General features: G+C 65.0%; 12 protein-coding genes. 3 read left to right on the top strand and 9 right to left on the bottom strand.

Annotated features, from left to right (window positions below; all coding sequences use genetic code 11):
- Nucleotides 1-84: 84 nt before the first annotated feature.
- From FVF58_RS01565 to FVF58_RS01555, 3 genes are all read left to right on the top strand, one after another.
- On the top strand, nucleotides 85-609 hold the full coding sequence (locus FVF58_RS01565) for a gamma carbonic anhydrase family protein (RefSeq protein WP_149668186.1): 525 nt from the start codon (nucleotides 85-87) through the stop codon (nucleotides 607-609).
- A gap of 63 nt (nucleotides 610-672) precedes the next feature.
- Complete coding sequence (hslO, locus tag FVF58_RS01560) at nucleotides 673-1623, top strand: Hsp33 family molecular chaperone HslO (RefSeq protein WP_149668185.1); 951 nt, start codon at nucleotides 673-675, stop codon at nucleotides 1621-1623.
- Between the two features lie 204 nt (nucleotides 1624-1827).
- Nucleotides 1828-2208, top strand: coding sequence for a hypothetical protein (locus FVF58_RS01555; RefSeq protein ID WP_149668184.1), 381 nt, complete (start codon nucleotides 1828-1830; stop codon nucleotides 2206-2208).
- A 118-nt stretch (nucleotides 2209-2326) separates the two neighbouring features.
- Here FVF58_RS01555 and ftsB read toward each other — a convergent pair whose 3' ends face one another.
- From ftsB to FVF58_RS01505, 9 genes are all read right to left on the bottom strand, one after another.
- Entirely contained in the window at nucleotides 2327-2758 is a 432-nt protein-coding gene (ftsB, locus tag FVF58_RS01550) for a cell division protein FtsB (protein ID WP_149668183.1), read from the bottom strand.
- A gap of 116 nt (nucleotides 2759-2874) precedes the next feature.
- Nucleotides 2875-4158 carry a phosphopyruvate hydratase gene (eno, locus tag FVF58_RS01545; RefSeq protein WP_042322785.1) on the bottom strand — a complete coding sequence of 428 codons (1284 nt, stop codon included), beginning with the start codon at nucleotides 4156-4158 and terminating at the stop codon, nucleotides 2875-2877.
- Between the two features lie 228 nt (nucleotides 4159-4386).
- Nucleotides 4387-5241: a 3-deoxy-8-phosphooctulonate synthase gene (kdsA, locus tag FVF58_RS01540; RefSeq protein ID WP_149668182.1), complete on the bottom strand. Its 855-nt coding sequence runs from the start codon at nucleotides 5239-5241 to the stop codon at nucleotides 4387-4389.
- Nucleotides 5238-6911, bottom strand: a complete 1674-nt coding sequence (locus FVF58_RS01535) for a CTP synthase (protein WP_149668181.1) — start codon at nucleotides 6909-6911, stop codon at nucleotides 5238-5240. Before FVF58_RS01535 ends, kdsA begins: the two co-directional genes overlap by 4 nt.
- A gap of 299 nt (nucleotides 6912-7210) precedes the next feature.
- Nucleotides 7211-8014 carry an alpha/beta fold hydrolase gene (locus tag FVF58_RS01530; protein ID WP_149668180.1) on the bottom strand — a complete coding sequence of 268 codons (804 nt, stop codon included), beginning with the start codon at nucleotides 8012-8014 and terminating at the stop codon, nucleotides 7211-7213.
- 153 nt (nucleotides 8015-8167) lie between these two features.
- Nucleotides 8168-11404: a ComEC/Rec2 family competence protein gene (locus FVF58_RS52445; protein WP_246216894.1), complete on the bottom strand. Its 3237-nt coding sequence runs from the start codon at nucleotides 11402-11404 to the stop codon at nucleotides 8168-8170.
- Between the two features lie 112 nt (nucleotides 11405-11516).
- On the bottom strand, nucleotides 11517-12305 hold the full coding sequence (locus tag FVF58_RS01515) for a TatD family hydrolase (RefSeq protein WP_149668179.1): 789 nt from the start codon (nucleotides 12303-12305) through the stop codon (nucleotides 11517-11519).
- A 60-nt stretch (nucleotides 12306-12365) separates the two neighbouring features.
- Entirely contained in the window at nucleotides 12366-13109 is a 744-nt protein-coding gene (lolD, locus tag FVF58_RS01510; RefSeq protein ID WP_149668178.1) for a lipoprotein-releasing ABC transporter ATP-binding protein LolD, read from the bottom strand.
- On the bottom strand, nucleotides 13102-14355 hold the full coding sequence (locus tag FVF58_RS01505; RefSeq protein WP_149668177.1) for a lipoprotein-releasing ABC transporter permease subunit: 1254 nt from the start codon (nucleotides 14353-14355) through the stop codon (nucleotides 13102-13104). The genes lolD and FVF58_RS01505 overlap by 8 nt, the downstream gene beginning before the upstream one ends.
- Nucleotides 14356-14637: the final 282 nt, after the last annotated feature.

Below are 14637 nucleotides of genomic sequence, written 5' to 3'. Positions count from 1 at the left end.
CCCGGTCAGGCAGCACGCGGCGGACAGCTCACTGCCCCACCCCGCATGCGCCTTAACCGCTCAAGCGGATCAAGAGGAGACACTGTGACGATTTACAAGCTTGGCGAAGCCGCCCCGACCATCCATGAAAGCGTGTTCGTTGCCGATTCTGCGAACATCGTCGGCAACGTGACGCTCGAGGAAAACGCGAGCGTCTGGTTCGGCGCGACGATCCGCGGCGACAACGAGCCGATCACGATCGGCACCGGCAGCAACGTGCAGGAAAACGCCGTGCTGCACACCGACCCCGGCTTTCCGCTGACGATCGAGTCCAACGTGACGGTCGGCCATCAGGTCATGCTGCATGGCTGCACGATCAAGGAAGGCTCGCTGATCGGAATTCAGGCCGTGGTCTTGAATGGCGCGGTAATCGGCCGCAACTGTCTGGTCGGAGCGGGCGCCATCGTCACCGAAGGCAAGGTGTTTCCCGACAATTCGCTGATTCTCGGCGCGCCCGCCAAGGTGGTGCGCGAACTGACCGAGACGGATATCGCCAATATGCAGCGCGGCGCGGCAAGCTATGCCGAGCGCCGCGAGTTTTTCAAGGCGCAGCTCGTACGCATCGGCTAGAAGCCGGCGCGCGCGGCGCGCACGGTGCGGCATGACGCCGCGCCATTCCACCGAGGAAAAGTTGTGAGCGACCAGTTGCAAAAATTCATGTTCAGCGCGGCGCCGGTGCGCGGCGAGATCGTTTCGCTGCGCAATACGTGGCAGGAAGTGCTGACGCGGCGTGATTATCCGGCGCCTGTGCGGACGATTCTGGGCGAAATGATGGCCGCGTGCGCGCTGTTGTCGGCGAACCTCAAGTTCGACGGCACGCTCGTCATGCAGATTTTCGGCGACGGCCCGATCAAGATGCTGGTGGTCCAGTGCGGCTCCGATCTATCGATGCGCGCCACCGCCAAGCTGTCCGGCAACGCGGACAACACGATCGACGACACGACCTCGATGGTCGAGCTGTTGAACGCGAGCGGCCACGGCCGCTGCGTGATCACGCTCGACCCGGCCGACAAGCAGCCCGGCCAGCAGCCGTATCAAAGCATCGTGCCGCTGTCGGGCGTGGATGGCCCGCTCGGGTCGATGGCCGAAGTGCTCGAACACTACATGCATCACTCGGAGCAGCTCGACACGCGCCTGTGGCTCGCGGCGAACACCGAGCGTGCAGTCGGCATGCTGCTGCAGAAGCTGCCGGGCGACGGCGGGATCGTTCCGCATCCGGGCGAGCTGGACGCGGATACGTGGGAGCGCGTCTGCACGCTGGGCGGCACGCTGTCGCAAGAGGAGTTGTTGAAGGAAGAACCGGAAACGGTTTTCCGTCGCCTGTTCTGGCAGGAGAACGTGCAGCATTTCGAACCGGCCACCGCGCGTTTCGAGTGCACGTGCTCGCGCGAAAAAGTCGGCGGCATGCTGAAGATGCTCGGCCGCGACGAAGTGGACGGCGTGATCGAAGAACGCGGCCACGTCGAGATCCATTGCGAGTTCTGCAATCAACGGTATGAATTCGATCCGGTCGACGTGGCGCAACTTTTCGTCGCCCATGCACTCTCACAAGGCGTGACGCCCGCGGCCGAGCAGCGGCATTGAAGCTGCACTGAGACGGGCTTGCGCTGGGGCGGGCGCGACGCCCGCTGAACGGCGTTCCAGCGCGCTGGCACGACGGCTGTCACTACCGCGCCGCCCATTGTCTTCACGGCCCGGGCGGCGCAGTATCTTCGATCATTGCGTTGAATCATTGGCATTGCACGCCGCGCACATTTTGCTTAGGCGTCCGACCGATGGAGTTCGAACATGACACGCCCTGCTTCGCTGCTACGCAACGCGCGCACGCTTACCTTGCTGGCTGTCGTCGCGGGAAGCGCGGCGCTGACCGGTTGCGCGATGAACCCACCGGGTCCCTCGCAAATCTTGAGCCGCCTGCCAGCCGATCAATCGGGCATGGCCAATACCGCTCCTTCGTTGACACCCGAAGAGCGCGCACGCTACGACGCGATCGACCGCCAGGTGATGTTCGAGCAGGATCAGACCATTGCCGCCGAAAACGCCGCGCAGGCATGGTCGCGTTACTATTCGCCGCCCGTCCGCGTGTTTGGCAGCTACTCCACCGGCGGCTGGGGGCGCGGCTGGGGGACGGGTATCGGCGTAGGCTTCGGGCCGAACTGGGGCTGGTAGTTGGGACTGATAGTCCCGGCATCGGCTTCAACGCAAGCGCAAAGAAAAAGGCGCGGTTCAGAAATGAACCGCGCCTTTTTTGCATCCTTCTTACCAAGCCAACGCCAACCGGCGAACCTCAATGCGTGGCCTTCTTCTCCTTGGCCACCTTCCCGCCATGCTTGCGATCCGGCTTCGCACGCGACTCCGGATTCGGCACCACATGCAACGGCGCTGCCGACACCTCGCCACGCGTGGAGGTAGTCGCCGAAGGCGTGTTCGCGTTCGGCAACGGCGCATTCGGCGAGACGAACTGCACGAACACTTCGCCGTCCTTCACCATGCCCATTTCGTAGCGCGCCCGCTCTTCGACAGCGGCGGTGCCGTTCTGCAAGTCCTGGACTTCGCCCTGAATACGCTCGTTGCGCAGCTTCGCATCGGCATTCTTCTGCAGCTGCTGCGCCAGTTGCTGCTGCAATTCGTGCACGCGCAACCAGCCGCCATGGCCCCACCAGAGCGGGTACTGGATCAATACCAGCAGAACGATCAGGACAGCAGTGACAAGCCGCATGAAGTAAGCACAATAAATACGCGCCGCCCTGCGCTATACGCAGGGCGGCGAGGTCAATCAGAAACGAAGGATGACCGGCTCATCGGTCAGCGCCAGCAACATGGCCACAAATGGCCTTAGCGCAGATTGTAGAACGCCGACTTGCCCGGGTAGCTGGCGATATCACCGAGATCTTCTTCGATGCGCAGCAACTGGTTGTACTTCGAGATGCGGTCCGAACGCGACAGCGAACCCGTCTTGATCTGACCGGCGTTCAGGCCGACTGCGATATCCGCGATCGTCGAATCTTCGGTTTCGCCCGAGCGGTGCGAGATCACGGCCGTGTAGCCGGCGCGCTTGGCCATTTCGATTGCCGCGAAGGTTTCCGTCAGCGTGCCGATCTGGTTGATCTTGATCAGGATCGAGTTAGCGATGCCTTTCTCGATGCCTTCCTTCAGGATGCGCGTGTTGGTGACGAACAGATCGTCGCCGACCAGCTGGACCTTCTTGCCGAGCTTGTCGGTCAGCGTCTTCCAGCCCGCCCAGTCGCTTTCGTGCATGCCGTCTTCGATCGACACGATCGGGAACTTGTCGGCGAGGTTCGCGAGGTAGTCCGCGAATTCCGTCGACGACAGTTGCAGGCCTTCGCCGGCCAGCTGGTACTTGCCGTCGTGGTAGAACTCGCTCGCTGCGCAGTCGAGCGCGAGCAGCACGTCTTCACCGGCGCGGTAGCCTGCTTTCTCGATCGCTTGCAGAATGGTCGACAGGCACTCGTCGTTGCTGCCGAAGTTCGGCGCGAAACCGCCTTCGTCGCCCACTGCCGTGCTCATGCCGCGGTCCGACAGGATCTTCTTCAGCGCGTGGAACACTTCGGCGCCGCAACGCAGTGCTTCGCGGAAGGTCGGCTGGCTGACCGGCACGATCATGAATTCCTGGATATCCAGGCTGTTGTTCGCGTGTGCGCCGCCGTTGACGATGTTCATCATCGGCACCGGCAGTTGCATCGCGCCCGAGCCGCCGAAGTAGCGGTACAGCGGCAGGCCGGCTTCTTCAGCAGCGGCCTTCGCGACGGCCATCGACACGGCCAGCATCGCGTTCGCGCCGAGGCGCGACTTGTTGTCGGTGCCGTCGAGTTCCAGCAGGGTCTTGTCGAGGAAGGCCTGCTCGGAAGCGTCGAGGCCCATGATCGCTTCGGAGATTTCCGTGTTGATGTGCTCGACGGCCTTCAGCACGCCCTTGCCGCCGTAACGGCCGGCTTCGCCGTCGCGCAGTTCAATGGCTTCACGCGAACCCGTCGACGCACCCGACGGCACCGCGGCGCGGCCCATCGTGCCCGACTCGAGCAGCACGTCGCATTCGACGGTGGGGTTGCCTCGCGAATCGAGAATCTCTCGACCGATGATATCTACGATAGCACTCATGGTTTCCTCAAGAAATGACGTTGAATTCTGTACTGTGCCACTGTACCAGGCGCCTGTGTCGATCCGGAGTTAGCGCTTTAGCGCTTACTTCGGTCCCATGCAGCGCACCGGTCTCCCCGACAGACAACTCGCGCGCCGATACGTTCGACGACCATTGCGTGCATTCGCCGCACGCCACTGACGGTGCCCACTATGCAAGCCAACCGTGAAACGCGGCGAACGCCTGAATCAGTTGAAATCGCTCTCGAGGAACGGCGCGCGCTTGACGGCCTGGTCGAGCGTCAACAGCGTCTCGAGCAGATCGGCCATGCGGTTCAGCGGCACCGCGTTCGGGCCGTCCGATTTGGCCTGCGCCGGATTCGGATGCGTTTCCATGAAGAGGCCGGCGACGCCGACCGCGACCGCGGCGCGCGCGAGCACCGGCACAAATTCGCGCTGACCGCCCGAGCTTGTGCCCTGTCCGCCCGGCAACTGCACCGAGTGGGTGGCGTCGAACACGACAGGCGCGTTGGTCTCGCGCATGATCGCGAGCGAGCGCATGTCCGACACGAGGTTGTTATAGCCGAACGACACGCCGCGCTCGCACGCCATGAAGCGGTCTTCCGACAGACCCGCTTCGCGGGCCGCGTCACGCGCCTTGTCGATCACGTTCTTCATGTCGTGCGGCGCGAGAAACTGGCCCTTCTTGATGTTGACCGGTTTGCCCGAACGCGCGCAAGCGTGGATGAAGTCGGTTTGACGGCACAGGAAAGCCGGCGTTTGCAGCACGTCGACCACCGAAGCGACCTGTTCGATCTCGTGCTCGGCGTGAACGTCGGTCAGCACCGGCAGGCCGAGCTGACGCTTCACTTCCGACAGGATGCGCAAGCCTTCGTCCATGCCCAGACCGCGGAACGACTTGCCGCTGCTGCGATTCGCCTTGTCGTACGACGATTTGTAGATGAACGGAATATTCAGCTTCGCGCAGATTTCCTTCAGGCGGCCCGCAGTGTCGATCGTCATCTGCTCGGACTCGACGACGCAGGTGCCCGCGATCAGGAAAAACGGCTTGTCGAGCCCGATTTCGAAATCGCCCAGTTTCATGCTTTCTCCCCGACTTCGGTCGCCGTGCGCGACTGATGATGCGCGAGCGCCGCTTCGACGAACGACTTGAACAGCGGATGGCCGTCACGCGGCGTGGACGTGAATTCCGGGTGGAACTGCACGCCGACGAACCACGGGTGCATGCTGCGCGGCAGTTCCATCATTTCCGGCAGATCTTCACTCGGGGTACGGGCGCTGATGATAAGGCCACCGGCTTCGAGTTGGGGCACGAAGCGGTTATTGACTTCATAACGGTGGCGATGGCGTTCGTTCACGTCCTTGCCGTAGATCTCCTCGGCCATCGTGCCGGGCTTGATCGGGCAACGTTGCGAACCAAGGCGCATCGTGCCGCCCAGATCCGATTCTTCTGTGCGCTTCTCGACACGGCCTTCGCGGTCGTACCACTCGGTGATCAGCGCGACCACGCGATTTTCGGTTTCCTGATCGAACTCGGTGCTGTTCGCATCCTTCAGGCCGACCACGTCGCGGGCGAATTCGATCACGGCCAGTTGCATGCCGAGGCAGATGCCGAGATATGGCACCTTCGCTTCACGCGCATAGCGGATCGCGGCGATCTTGCCTTCGGTGCCGCGACGGCCGAAGCCGCCCGGCACGAGCACCGCGTCCAGATGCTTGAGGCTCTCGACACCTTGTGTCTCGACCTCTTCGGAATCGATGTATTCGATGTTGACACGCGTCGCCGTATGCATCGACGCATGGCGCAGCGCTTCGATCAGCGACTTGTACGATTCGGTCAGATCGACATACTTGCCGACCATGCCGATCGTCACCTCGTGCTTCGGATGCTGCAGCTTCTCGACGAGGTCCGACCACATCGACAGATCGGCGGCCTTCGGCTCGAGCTTCAGCTCTTCGCAGATGATCGCGTCCAGATCCTGGTCGTGCAGCATCTGCGGAATCTTGTAGATGCTGTCCGCGTCCCACACGGAGATCACCGCGTCTTCCGGCACGTTCGAGAACATCGAGATCTTCGCGCGCTCGTCGTCCGGAATGCGGCGGTCGGCGCGGCACAGCAGCACGTGCGGTGAGATACCGATTTCGCGCAGCTTCTGCACGCTGTGCTGGGTAGGCTTGGTCTTGAGTTCGCCGGCCGTGGCAACCCAGGGCACCAGCGTGAGGTGCACGAAGCACGCGCTGTTGCGGCCCATGCGCAGGCTCATCTGACGCGCGGCTTCGAGGAACGGCAGCGATTCGATATCGCCCACCGTGCCGCCCACTTCGACGATCGCGACATCCGGCTCGCCGCACGTCGCAGAAGCTGCGCCGCGCTCGATGAATGCCTGGATTTCGTTCGTGATGTGCGGGATGACCTGCACCGTCTTGCCGAGATAATCGCCACGGCGTTCCTTGCGGATCACCGATTCGTAAATCTGGCCCGTGGTGAAGTTGTTGGCCTTGCGCATCTTCGTGCTGATGAAGCGCTCATAGTGGCCGAGGTCGAGGTCGGTTTCAGCTCCGTCTTCCGTCACGAACACTTCGCCGTGTTGGAACGGGCTCATCGTGCCGGGGTCGACGTTGATGTACGGATCGAGCTTGAGGAGGGTGACTTTAAGACCGCGCGATTCGAGGATCGCGGCGAGGGAAGCGGCGGCAATACCCTTGCCGAGGGAAGATACTACGCCGCCGGTGACGAAAACATATTTGGTCATCGCTGGATGCTCGCGGGAAAAACGGATTATACCGTAAAGCAAGGGCCCGACCCAGCAAAATCCGACCGCGATCTGCACGCTCGTGTGTCACGGCGGCGGCCGTCGCGGCACATCGGCCATGCGCTGTTTTTCGTGGCGCGGTTCTATGGTTATGGGCAACTGCAGTGCGATTGCACACGCGCCCGCCAACGGCCGCAACCCTGCCCGCGCGCCGGGGCATTCGTCGAAAGTGACGGAGGGTCGCCCCGGCATGCGCCGCGCGGCGCTCTATCCGATCCGCCTGCGGCCGCCGCGCGGCGTCAAGCGCGCCGCTCCAGTTCATGCAACATCCGCTGCACCGCGCGCGCGGTTTCGAGTGGCCTTTCCATCGGATAAAGATGGCTGCCCTCGATCCATTCCACATGACCGCCGGTGGCGCGGCGGGTGGCGTCGAGTCCGGCCTGGCGGATTTCCTTCGAGCGCGTGCCGGCGATGAACCCGACCGGCACTGGCGCGCCGCGCGCGAGCCGCGCGCCGAGCGTGTGCGGCAGAGTCCTGTAGATCTGATATTCGATGCGGCGATCGAAGGCGAGCGAGCGGCCGCCGTCGGGCGAAGTCTGCGGAATGCCGAAGTCAATGTAGTCGGACAGCATGCGCTCGTCCCAGCGCGCGAACGCCGGCTTCGAGTAAAAGTGGCGCCACGCTTCGTCGCGGCTCGCCCAGCGCGTGCGGCGCGTGCGCGTGGCGGCCGCGGGCGAGAGGCGCTCATCGAGCCCGGTCCATTGCGACACGCGCAGCATGCTGCTGCGCCAGCCGGCGATCACCGGCGAATCGAGCATCACCACGCCCCTCACCCATTGCGGCTTTTTCAGCGCGGCCATCAGCGACAAATAACCGCCGAGCGAATGCCCGACCAGCCAGACCGGGTGCTCGTAAGCGCGGCCGATGTCCTCGAGTAGCTGTTCGACCAGATGCGGCCAGTCCTGGGTCACCGGGAAACGGACGTCGTGGCCGATCCGCTCGATCGAGCGCAGATCGTAGTCGTCGGCGAGTTCGGCGAAGATGGTCCGGTAGGTCGACGCTGGGAAGCCGTTGGCATGCGAAAAATGAATGATGTTCTTCAAGTGCGGCTATCTCCGTTCTGATTTTTTGCGCGCGCTTTTTCGCGAGTGTTTTTTCGTGAGTGCTTCGCACATGCCCTCTTGCAGCCACTGCGGCGCGGCGGCGCGGTTCTTCTGCGTGCTGCATGTACAGGCGGCGATCCACTCGTCGAGCCGTCAGCGATCCATCCAGTAGCGGCGCTGCGTATCGCGATAGCGCTCCAGCGTCAGCGTGGCGCCTTGCGGTCCCGGACTCACGTCGACCCGCACCGCGCCGTCCGTATCGCTGCGCCCCAGCTCGATATGGCGCGCCTTGTAGCGCTCGAACACCCCTGCGTTCGGATGCTGGAAGCGGTTGCGATAGCCTACCTGAAATAACGCGATGGACGGATCGATAGAGTCGAGGAACGGCTCAGTCGACGAGGTCCTGCTGCCGTGATGTGGCACGACCAGCACCTGCGCGCGCAATGCGTCGCGATCGCGCGCTAGCAGCACGCGTTCGGCCGGTGCCTCGATGTCCGCGGTCAGCAAGGCTGCGATGCGCGGCGATGCTGATTGAGCAGGTGGTTCCATTTGCGGACGGGCTGCGGTTTGCGACGGCGGTGCTGATTCAGGCGGCGGTGCCGTTTGCGAACGAGCTGCGGTTTGCGACGGTGGTGCTGGTTCAGGCGGCGGTGGCGTTTGCGGTAGCGGTGCCGTTTGCGATAGCGCTGGCGTTTGAAGAGACGCTGCCGCTTGGCGACGGGCTCCCGTGTGCGCGGACGTCGCCGTTCGAGAAAACGCTCCCGCCCCGCTCGCGACGCCTGGCATCGTGCTGACCCGCAACACGCAACAATGCGCGTTCGGTTTGCCCTGCAACGGGCCGGGATCCGGCCACAGCATCGCAAACTCGACGCCGTCCCACTGCCAGCGCTGTCCCGCCGCGCACGGCACCGTCTGCGCGCCGTGCTGCCGCGCGCTCGACCACAGCACGTTGTCCGGCGCCAATGCGGCCACCAGTTGATGCACGTCGATCGCGTCGAGCACGGTGGGTGCGCCGCCCGAATGGTCGGAGTCGGCGTGGCTGATGATCAGCGTGTCGAGCGCCGCGACGCCATGCGCCTGCAGGAACGGCACGACCACTCGCTCGCCCGCATGAGTCGACTCCGGGCCCGGTCCCGCATCGAACAGCAAGGCGTGATGCGCGGTTTCGACCAGCACCGAGCTGCCCTGCCCGACATCCAGCGCGGTCAGACGGAAACTGCCCGGCGGCGGACCGGGCGACGCCGGCATCAGCAGCGGCAGCCACGTGAGCGGTGCGGCCCAGCGCAGCGGCCAGCCACGCGGCGCGAGACACCAGAACACGCCGAGCGCGGCCGCGGCGAGCGTCCATGCGTCTGGTTGCGGCAGCCGCCAGAGTGCCCAGGCGGGGCCCGACAACGTGTGCAAGCCGAGGGCCAGCAGATCGAGTAGCACATGCGCGGCGTGCCACAGCCAGGCATCGAACGGCGCGGGCAATGCCACGCCGGCCAACACCGCCGGCGTGATCAGCACACTGACCCACGGAATCGCGAACGCGTTCGCGAGCGGACCGATCAGCGGAATCTGCGCGAACCAGTAGACGGTCAGCGGCGCGAGCGCGAGCGTTACTGCGATCTGCACTTGCGCGGCGCTGCGCAGCCGTTCGGCGAGGGCGTGGATGCGGCGGGATAGGGCGGCGCGCAGCTTCGGTATTTGGCCGGGCTTGTTTCTACTCGTGCCACTTCCGCTACTTCCGTCACTTCCGTCACTTCCGTCACTTCCGTCACTTCCGTCGCTTCCGTCACTACCGTCTCTCCCGTCTCTCCCGTCTCTCCCGTCTCTCCCGTCTCTCCCGTCTCTCCCGTCTCTCCCGTCTCTCCCGTCTTTCCCGTCTTTCCCGTCTTTCCCGTCTTTCCCGCCTCTCCCGCCTCGCTCGTCTCCCTCGTCCTCGCGCTCGCCGTCACCTCCACCGCCGCCCTGACCACCCCCACCATCGCGACCTTGCCCGCGCCCCCGCACCCGCGGCCGCCCCGACACCGCGAACAGAATCGCTGCCACCGCGCAGAACGACAGCCAGAATCCCGCCGACAGCACCGCCCACGGATCGACCAGCAGCACGAGCCCCAGCGCCCACGCCAGCACGACCGAGCGCGCCAGATCGCGCCCGCTGACGAACGCCAGCGCGACGACGCCCGCCATCCACAGCGCGCGCTGCGCCGGCACATTGAAGCCGGCCAGCGCGGCATGCAGCGCGGCGATGCCAGCGCCCGCCGTCACCGCGACGATTTGCGCCGGCAACCGCAACGGCCAGTTGCGCCCTACCCATCCGGAACGCCGCCACACTGCACCCGCCAGCCAACTGGCCAGACCCGCGACGAAGCCGATATGCAAGCCCGAAATCGCCACCAGGTGACCCGTGCCGGTGGCGCGCATCAGCAGCCAGTCGGTGGCGCTGACTTCGTCCTGAGCGCCGATCGCCAGCGCGACGACAATCCCGCGATGCGGCGCGTCCGTCAACACCTCGTCGATCCGCGCACGCAGCACGGCGCGCCAGCGATCCACGAGCACGCTCAGGCCACGCGCCCGGCCCGGCAAGCGCAGCGCGCGGGCCGGCCCGCTCACGTAACCGGTGGCCCGCACAGTGCGCGCGAGCAGATTTGCTTCAGCATCGCGCACGCCGAAGTTCGCATTGCCATGCGGGCGTTTGAGCCGCACGGTCAACCGCCAGCGATCACCCGGTTCGAGGCGTGGCGCGGGGGCGTCGGCATCGATCCACGACAGTTGGATTACGCGCGGAAAACGGACGGACGGCGCAGCGACAGACGCAGTGGCCGGTGTAGCAATGGGCGCCGTGGCCGCCTCGACTTCGAACAAAAACCGCGCACCGTTGTCGTCGCGTGACGGCAGGCCCTTGATGCTGCCGACGACCTCGATGTCGCGACCCTCCCATGCAGCGGGCAAGCTCGCCGCAAGCCGCAATTCCGCGCGCACAGCCGCGTAGCCGAAGCCCGCGCACGCCGCCGCACACCACAGCGCGGTCCACCCGACGAACGACCGAACACGCGCATCGCATCGGAAGCGCCGCCTCACCCTGTTCGAGGCTGCAACCCACCCGGCGAACCACCGAACACGCGCATCGAACCGCAAGCGCCTCGCCAGCGCGTTCGAAATCGCAGCCCAGCCAATCAGCAACCCATGCCTGTCACGCCGCAAGCGCCGCACCGTCACATCCGCTGCAACCGCCGGCCGCCCACGCGCGACTGCCATCGCATCGGCGCGCAACCCCCAAACCGCGACGACAAACGTCACCGCGCCCAGCGCGATCAATCCGCACCACCCCGCCCAATCCGGCAATACCGCCTGCCGCTGCAGCCAGATCACGCCCAACGCAAACCCGCACCACCCTGCCCGCATTCGCCTTCCGTCCAGCAAACGCCAAACGACACAGCACCCGGCGAACAGGCGTCAGCGAGCCCGCCGGGCGTGGGTATCGCCCGGCGCGAACCACTCAGACCAACGAGTTCGATTATGCAGAGGAAAGTGCGAGCCGAGGCAGCGCGGCGAGCGCGTTAGCCGTTGTGCCTAGGGCGGTTTCGTCGGCGCTCATGCCGCGCAGTTGCGCGAGGCCTGCGCCGATGCCCGGGATCTGCTCCGGCGAGTTGCGCTGCTTGTACATCCACGAAGGGGCGATGTCCGGCGCATCGGTTTCGACGACCAGTGCGTCGAACGGCAACTGCTCGGCAAGGCGACGGATTTGCCGTGCGCGCTCGAACGTCAGGTTGCCGCCGAAGCCCAGATGCATGCCCTGATCGATGTAGGCCTGAGCCTGCTGGAAACTACCGTTGAACGCGTGCGCGATGCCGCGATGGATCTGATGCCGCCGCAGTCCCTTGATCACCTGATCCTGCGATTTGCGCACATGGCAGATCACCGGCAGGTCGAATTCGCGCGCGAGCTGCAGTTGACCGTTGTAGAAGAATTGCTGGCGCGCATCGTCGAGGCCGTCGACGAAATAATCGAGCCCGATCTCGCCGATGCCGACGAACCGCGGATCGTCGAGACTCGCCTCGATCTCGATGCGCAGCAGGTCGAGATCCCGCTCGTCGGCGCCCGGCGTGAAGAGTGGATGAATTCCGAGCGCATACGCGCCGCCGTCGACCCGGTGCGCAAGCTCGCGCACCGCTGCAAAATTCCGCCGGCCGATCGCCGGAATCACGATCCGGGCGACGCCCGCACTGCGCGCCGCCGCCGCGACCACGTCACGGTCGGCGTCGAATTCCGCGGCGTCGAGATGGCAGTGCGTATCGATCCACATGAGGTATCTCGTGAAACCAGTGGCGCCGGCTCGCGGTAAGCGACTCGCGGCGGCGTGCCGTCAGACCGGCACCGGCGGCTCTTCGTACAGCACGCCGTCGCGCAGCCGCATGATGCGGTCGCAGCGGCCGGCCAGTTCCGGGTCGTGCGTGACGATCACGAAACTCGTTTCCAGCGTTTGCGACAGTTCGAGCATCAAGTTGAACACGGTATCGGCGGTGCCGCCGTCGAGGTTGCCGGTGGGTTCGTCGGCGAGCACGCAGGCGGGCCTCGTGACCAGTGCCCGCGCGATCGCCACGCGCTGACGCTCGCCACCCGAAAGCTCACCCGGACGATGTTTCGCGCGATGCCCCATGCCGACCCGCTCCAGCACCTGGAGCGCTTCGCGACGCGCGGCTTCGGTCGTCATGCGGCGAATCCGCAGCGGCATCGCGACGTTGTCGAGCGCGGAAAACTCCGGCAGCAGATGATGGAACTGGTAGACGAAACCGAGCGCGCGATTGCGCAAGTCGTTGCGTTCGCGCTCGGAGAGCTGCGTGAACGGCTTGCCCATTACCGACACATGACCGGCGCTCGGATCGTCGAGGCCGCCGAGCACGTGCAGCAGCGTGCTCTTGCCGGAGCCCGACGCGCCGACGATCGCCAGCTTCTCGCCGCGCCGCACGTTCAGTTGCGTATTGTTGAGCACCTGCACGTTCAGACCGCCCTGCACGAACGATTTGGAAATGCCGGTGGCTTCGAGCACGTACGGATGCTGCGCGGTGTCCTGAGTGGGCATGGATAAGTTAGCGGAACGGTCATTCATAGCGCAGCGCCTCCGCCGGACGGACTTTCGCGCCGCGCCAGCTCGGGTAAAGGGTCGCCACCGCCGACATCAGGAACGCGATGATGCCGATGCGCGCGACGTCGGCCGGAATCAGCTCCGACGGCAGTTCGCTGATGAAGTACACCGACGGCGGCAGGAACTGCACGCCGAGCAGATGCTCGATCATCGGCACGAGCCAGGGAATGCTCCACGCAATCAGGCAGCCGAGCGCGACGCCGGTCGCCGTGCCGATGAAGCCGATCGTCACGCCCTGCACGACGAAGATCTTCATGATCGAGCCGGGCTGCGCGCCGAGCGTGCGTAGGATCGCGATGTCGGCCTGCTTGTTGGTCACCGTCATCACCAGCGACGAGACGAGATTGAAGGCGGCCACCGCGATGATCAGCGTGAGGATGATGAACATCATGCGTTTTTCGATCTGCACCGCCGAGAACCAGGTCTTGTTCTGCTGCGTCCAGTCGCGGATGTACAGATCCCCCGACAGGCTGCGCGCCAGCTCATGCGCGACTTCCGGCGCGCGCTGCATGTCGGTCAGACGCAGCCGCACGCCGGTCGGCGCGGGCAGGCGGAACAGCGCCTGCGCGTCCTTGATGTTGATCAGCGCGAGCGTACTGTCGTACTCGTAATGCCCCGACTCGAAGATGCCCACCACCGTGAACTGCTTCAGGCGCGGCAGCATGCCTGCCGGCGTGATCGTGCCTTCGGGCGCGACCAGCGTGATCTTGTCGTTGACCTGCACGCCGAGATTGGTTGCGAGGTCCGCGCCCAGCACGATGCCGAAGTCGCCCGGCACGAGATCGGTCAGCTTGCCGCCTTTCATTTCCTTGCTGATGTCGGACACTTCCGGCTCGAGCGTCGGCTCGACGCCGCGCAGCGCGACGCCGCTCACGGCGTCCTGGCGCGTAAGCAGCGCCTGCGCTTCGACATACGGCGCCGCGCCGATCACCTGCTTGTTCTGGCGCGCCTCTTTGGCCGTCAGTTGCCAGTCGGGCATCGACCCGGTCGGCGAAAAGATTTCGACATGCGCGAGCACCGACAGCATCCGGTCGCGCACCTCTTTCTGAAAGCCGTTCATCACCGACAACACGACGATCAGTGCGGCGACGCCGAGCGCGATGCCCGACATCGACACCAGCGCGATGAACGAAATGAAGCCGTTGCCGGTCGTGCGTTTGCCGGCGCGCGTGTAGCGCCAGCCAATCTGCCATTCGTAGGGAAATTTCAAGCGAATCCTTTTCTGCGTTCTTCGGCTGCGTTGTTCGGCCCAGCCGTTCGGCTGCGCTTCACCTTTGTGCTGCGCGCGAAAGAGGTGAAACGTCTGTCGCGCGGCCCGAGCGTCGTGATCGTTGGTGTCGCCGCGGCGCCGATGGTTCCGGTGCCGATGCACTGTGTGGCGTTGTGTGGCAGCAAGACGCGCGCCGCTGCGATCCGCTGTGCGCTGGAGGAGCCGCGCCGCCGGGGTTGTCACCGCAGCAACGGCCGGCGCCACCGCCGATCAAGCGCGAAG

The organism is Paraburkholderia panacisoli, from assembly GCF_008369935.1.
Classification (GTDB): Bacteria; Pseudomonadota; Gammaproteobacteria; order Burkholderiales; family Burkholderiaceae; genus Paraburkholderia; species Paraburkholderia panacisoli.
This window is presented reverse-complemented; position numbering and strand designations above follow the sequence as displayed.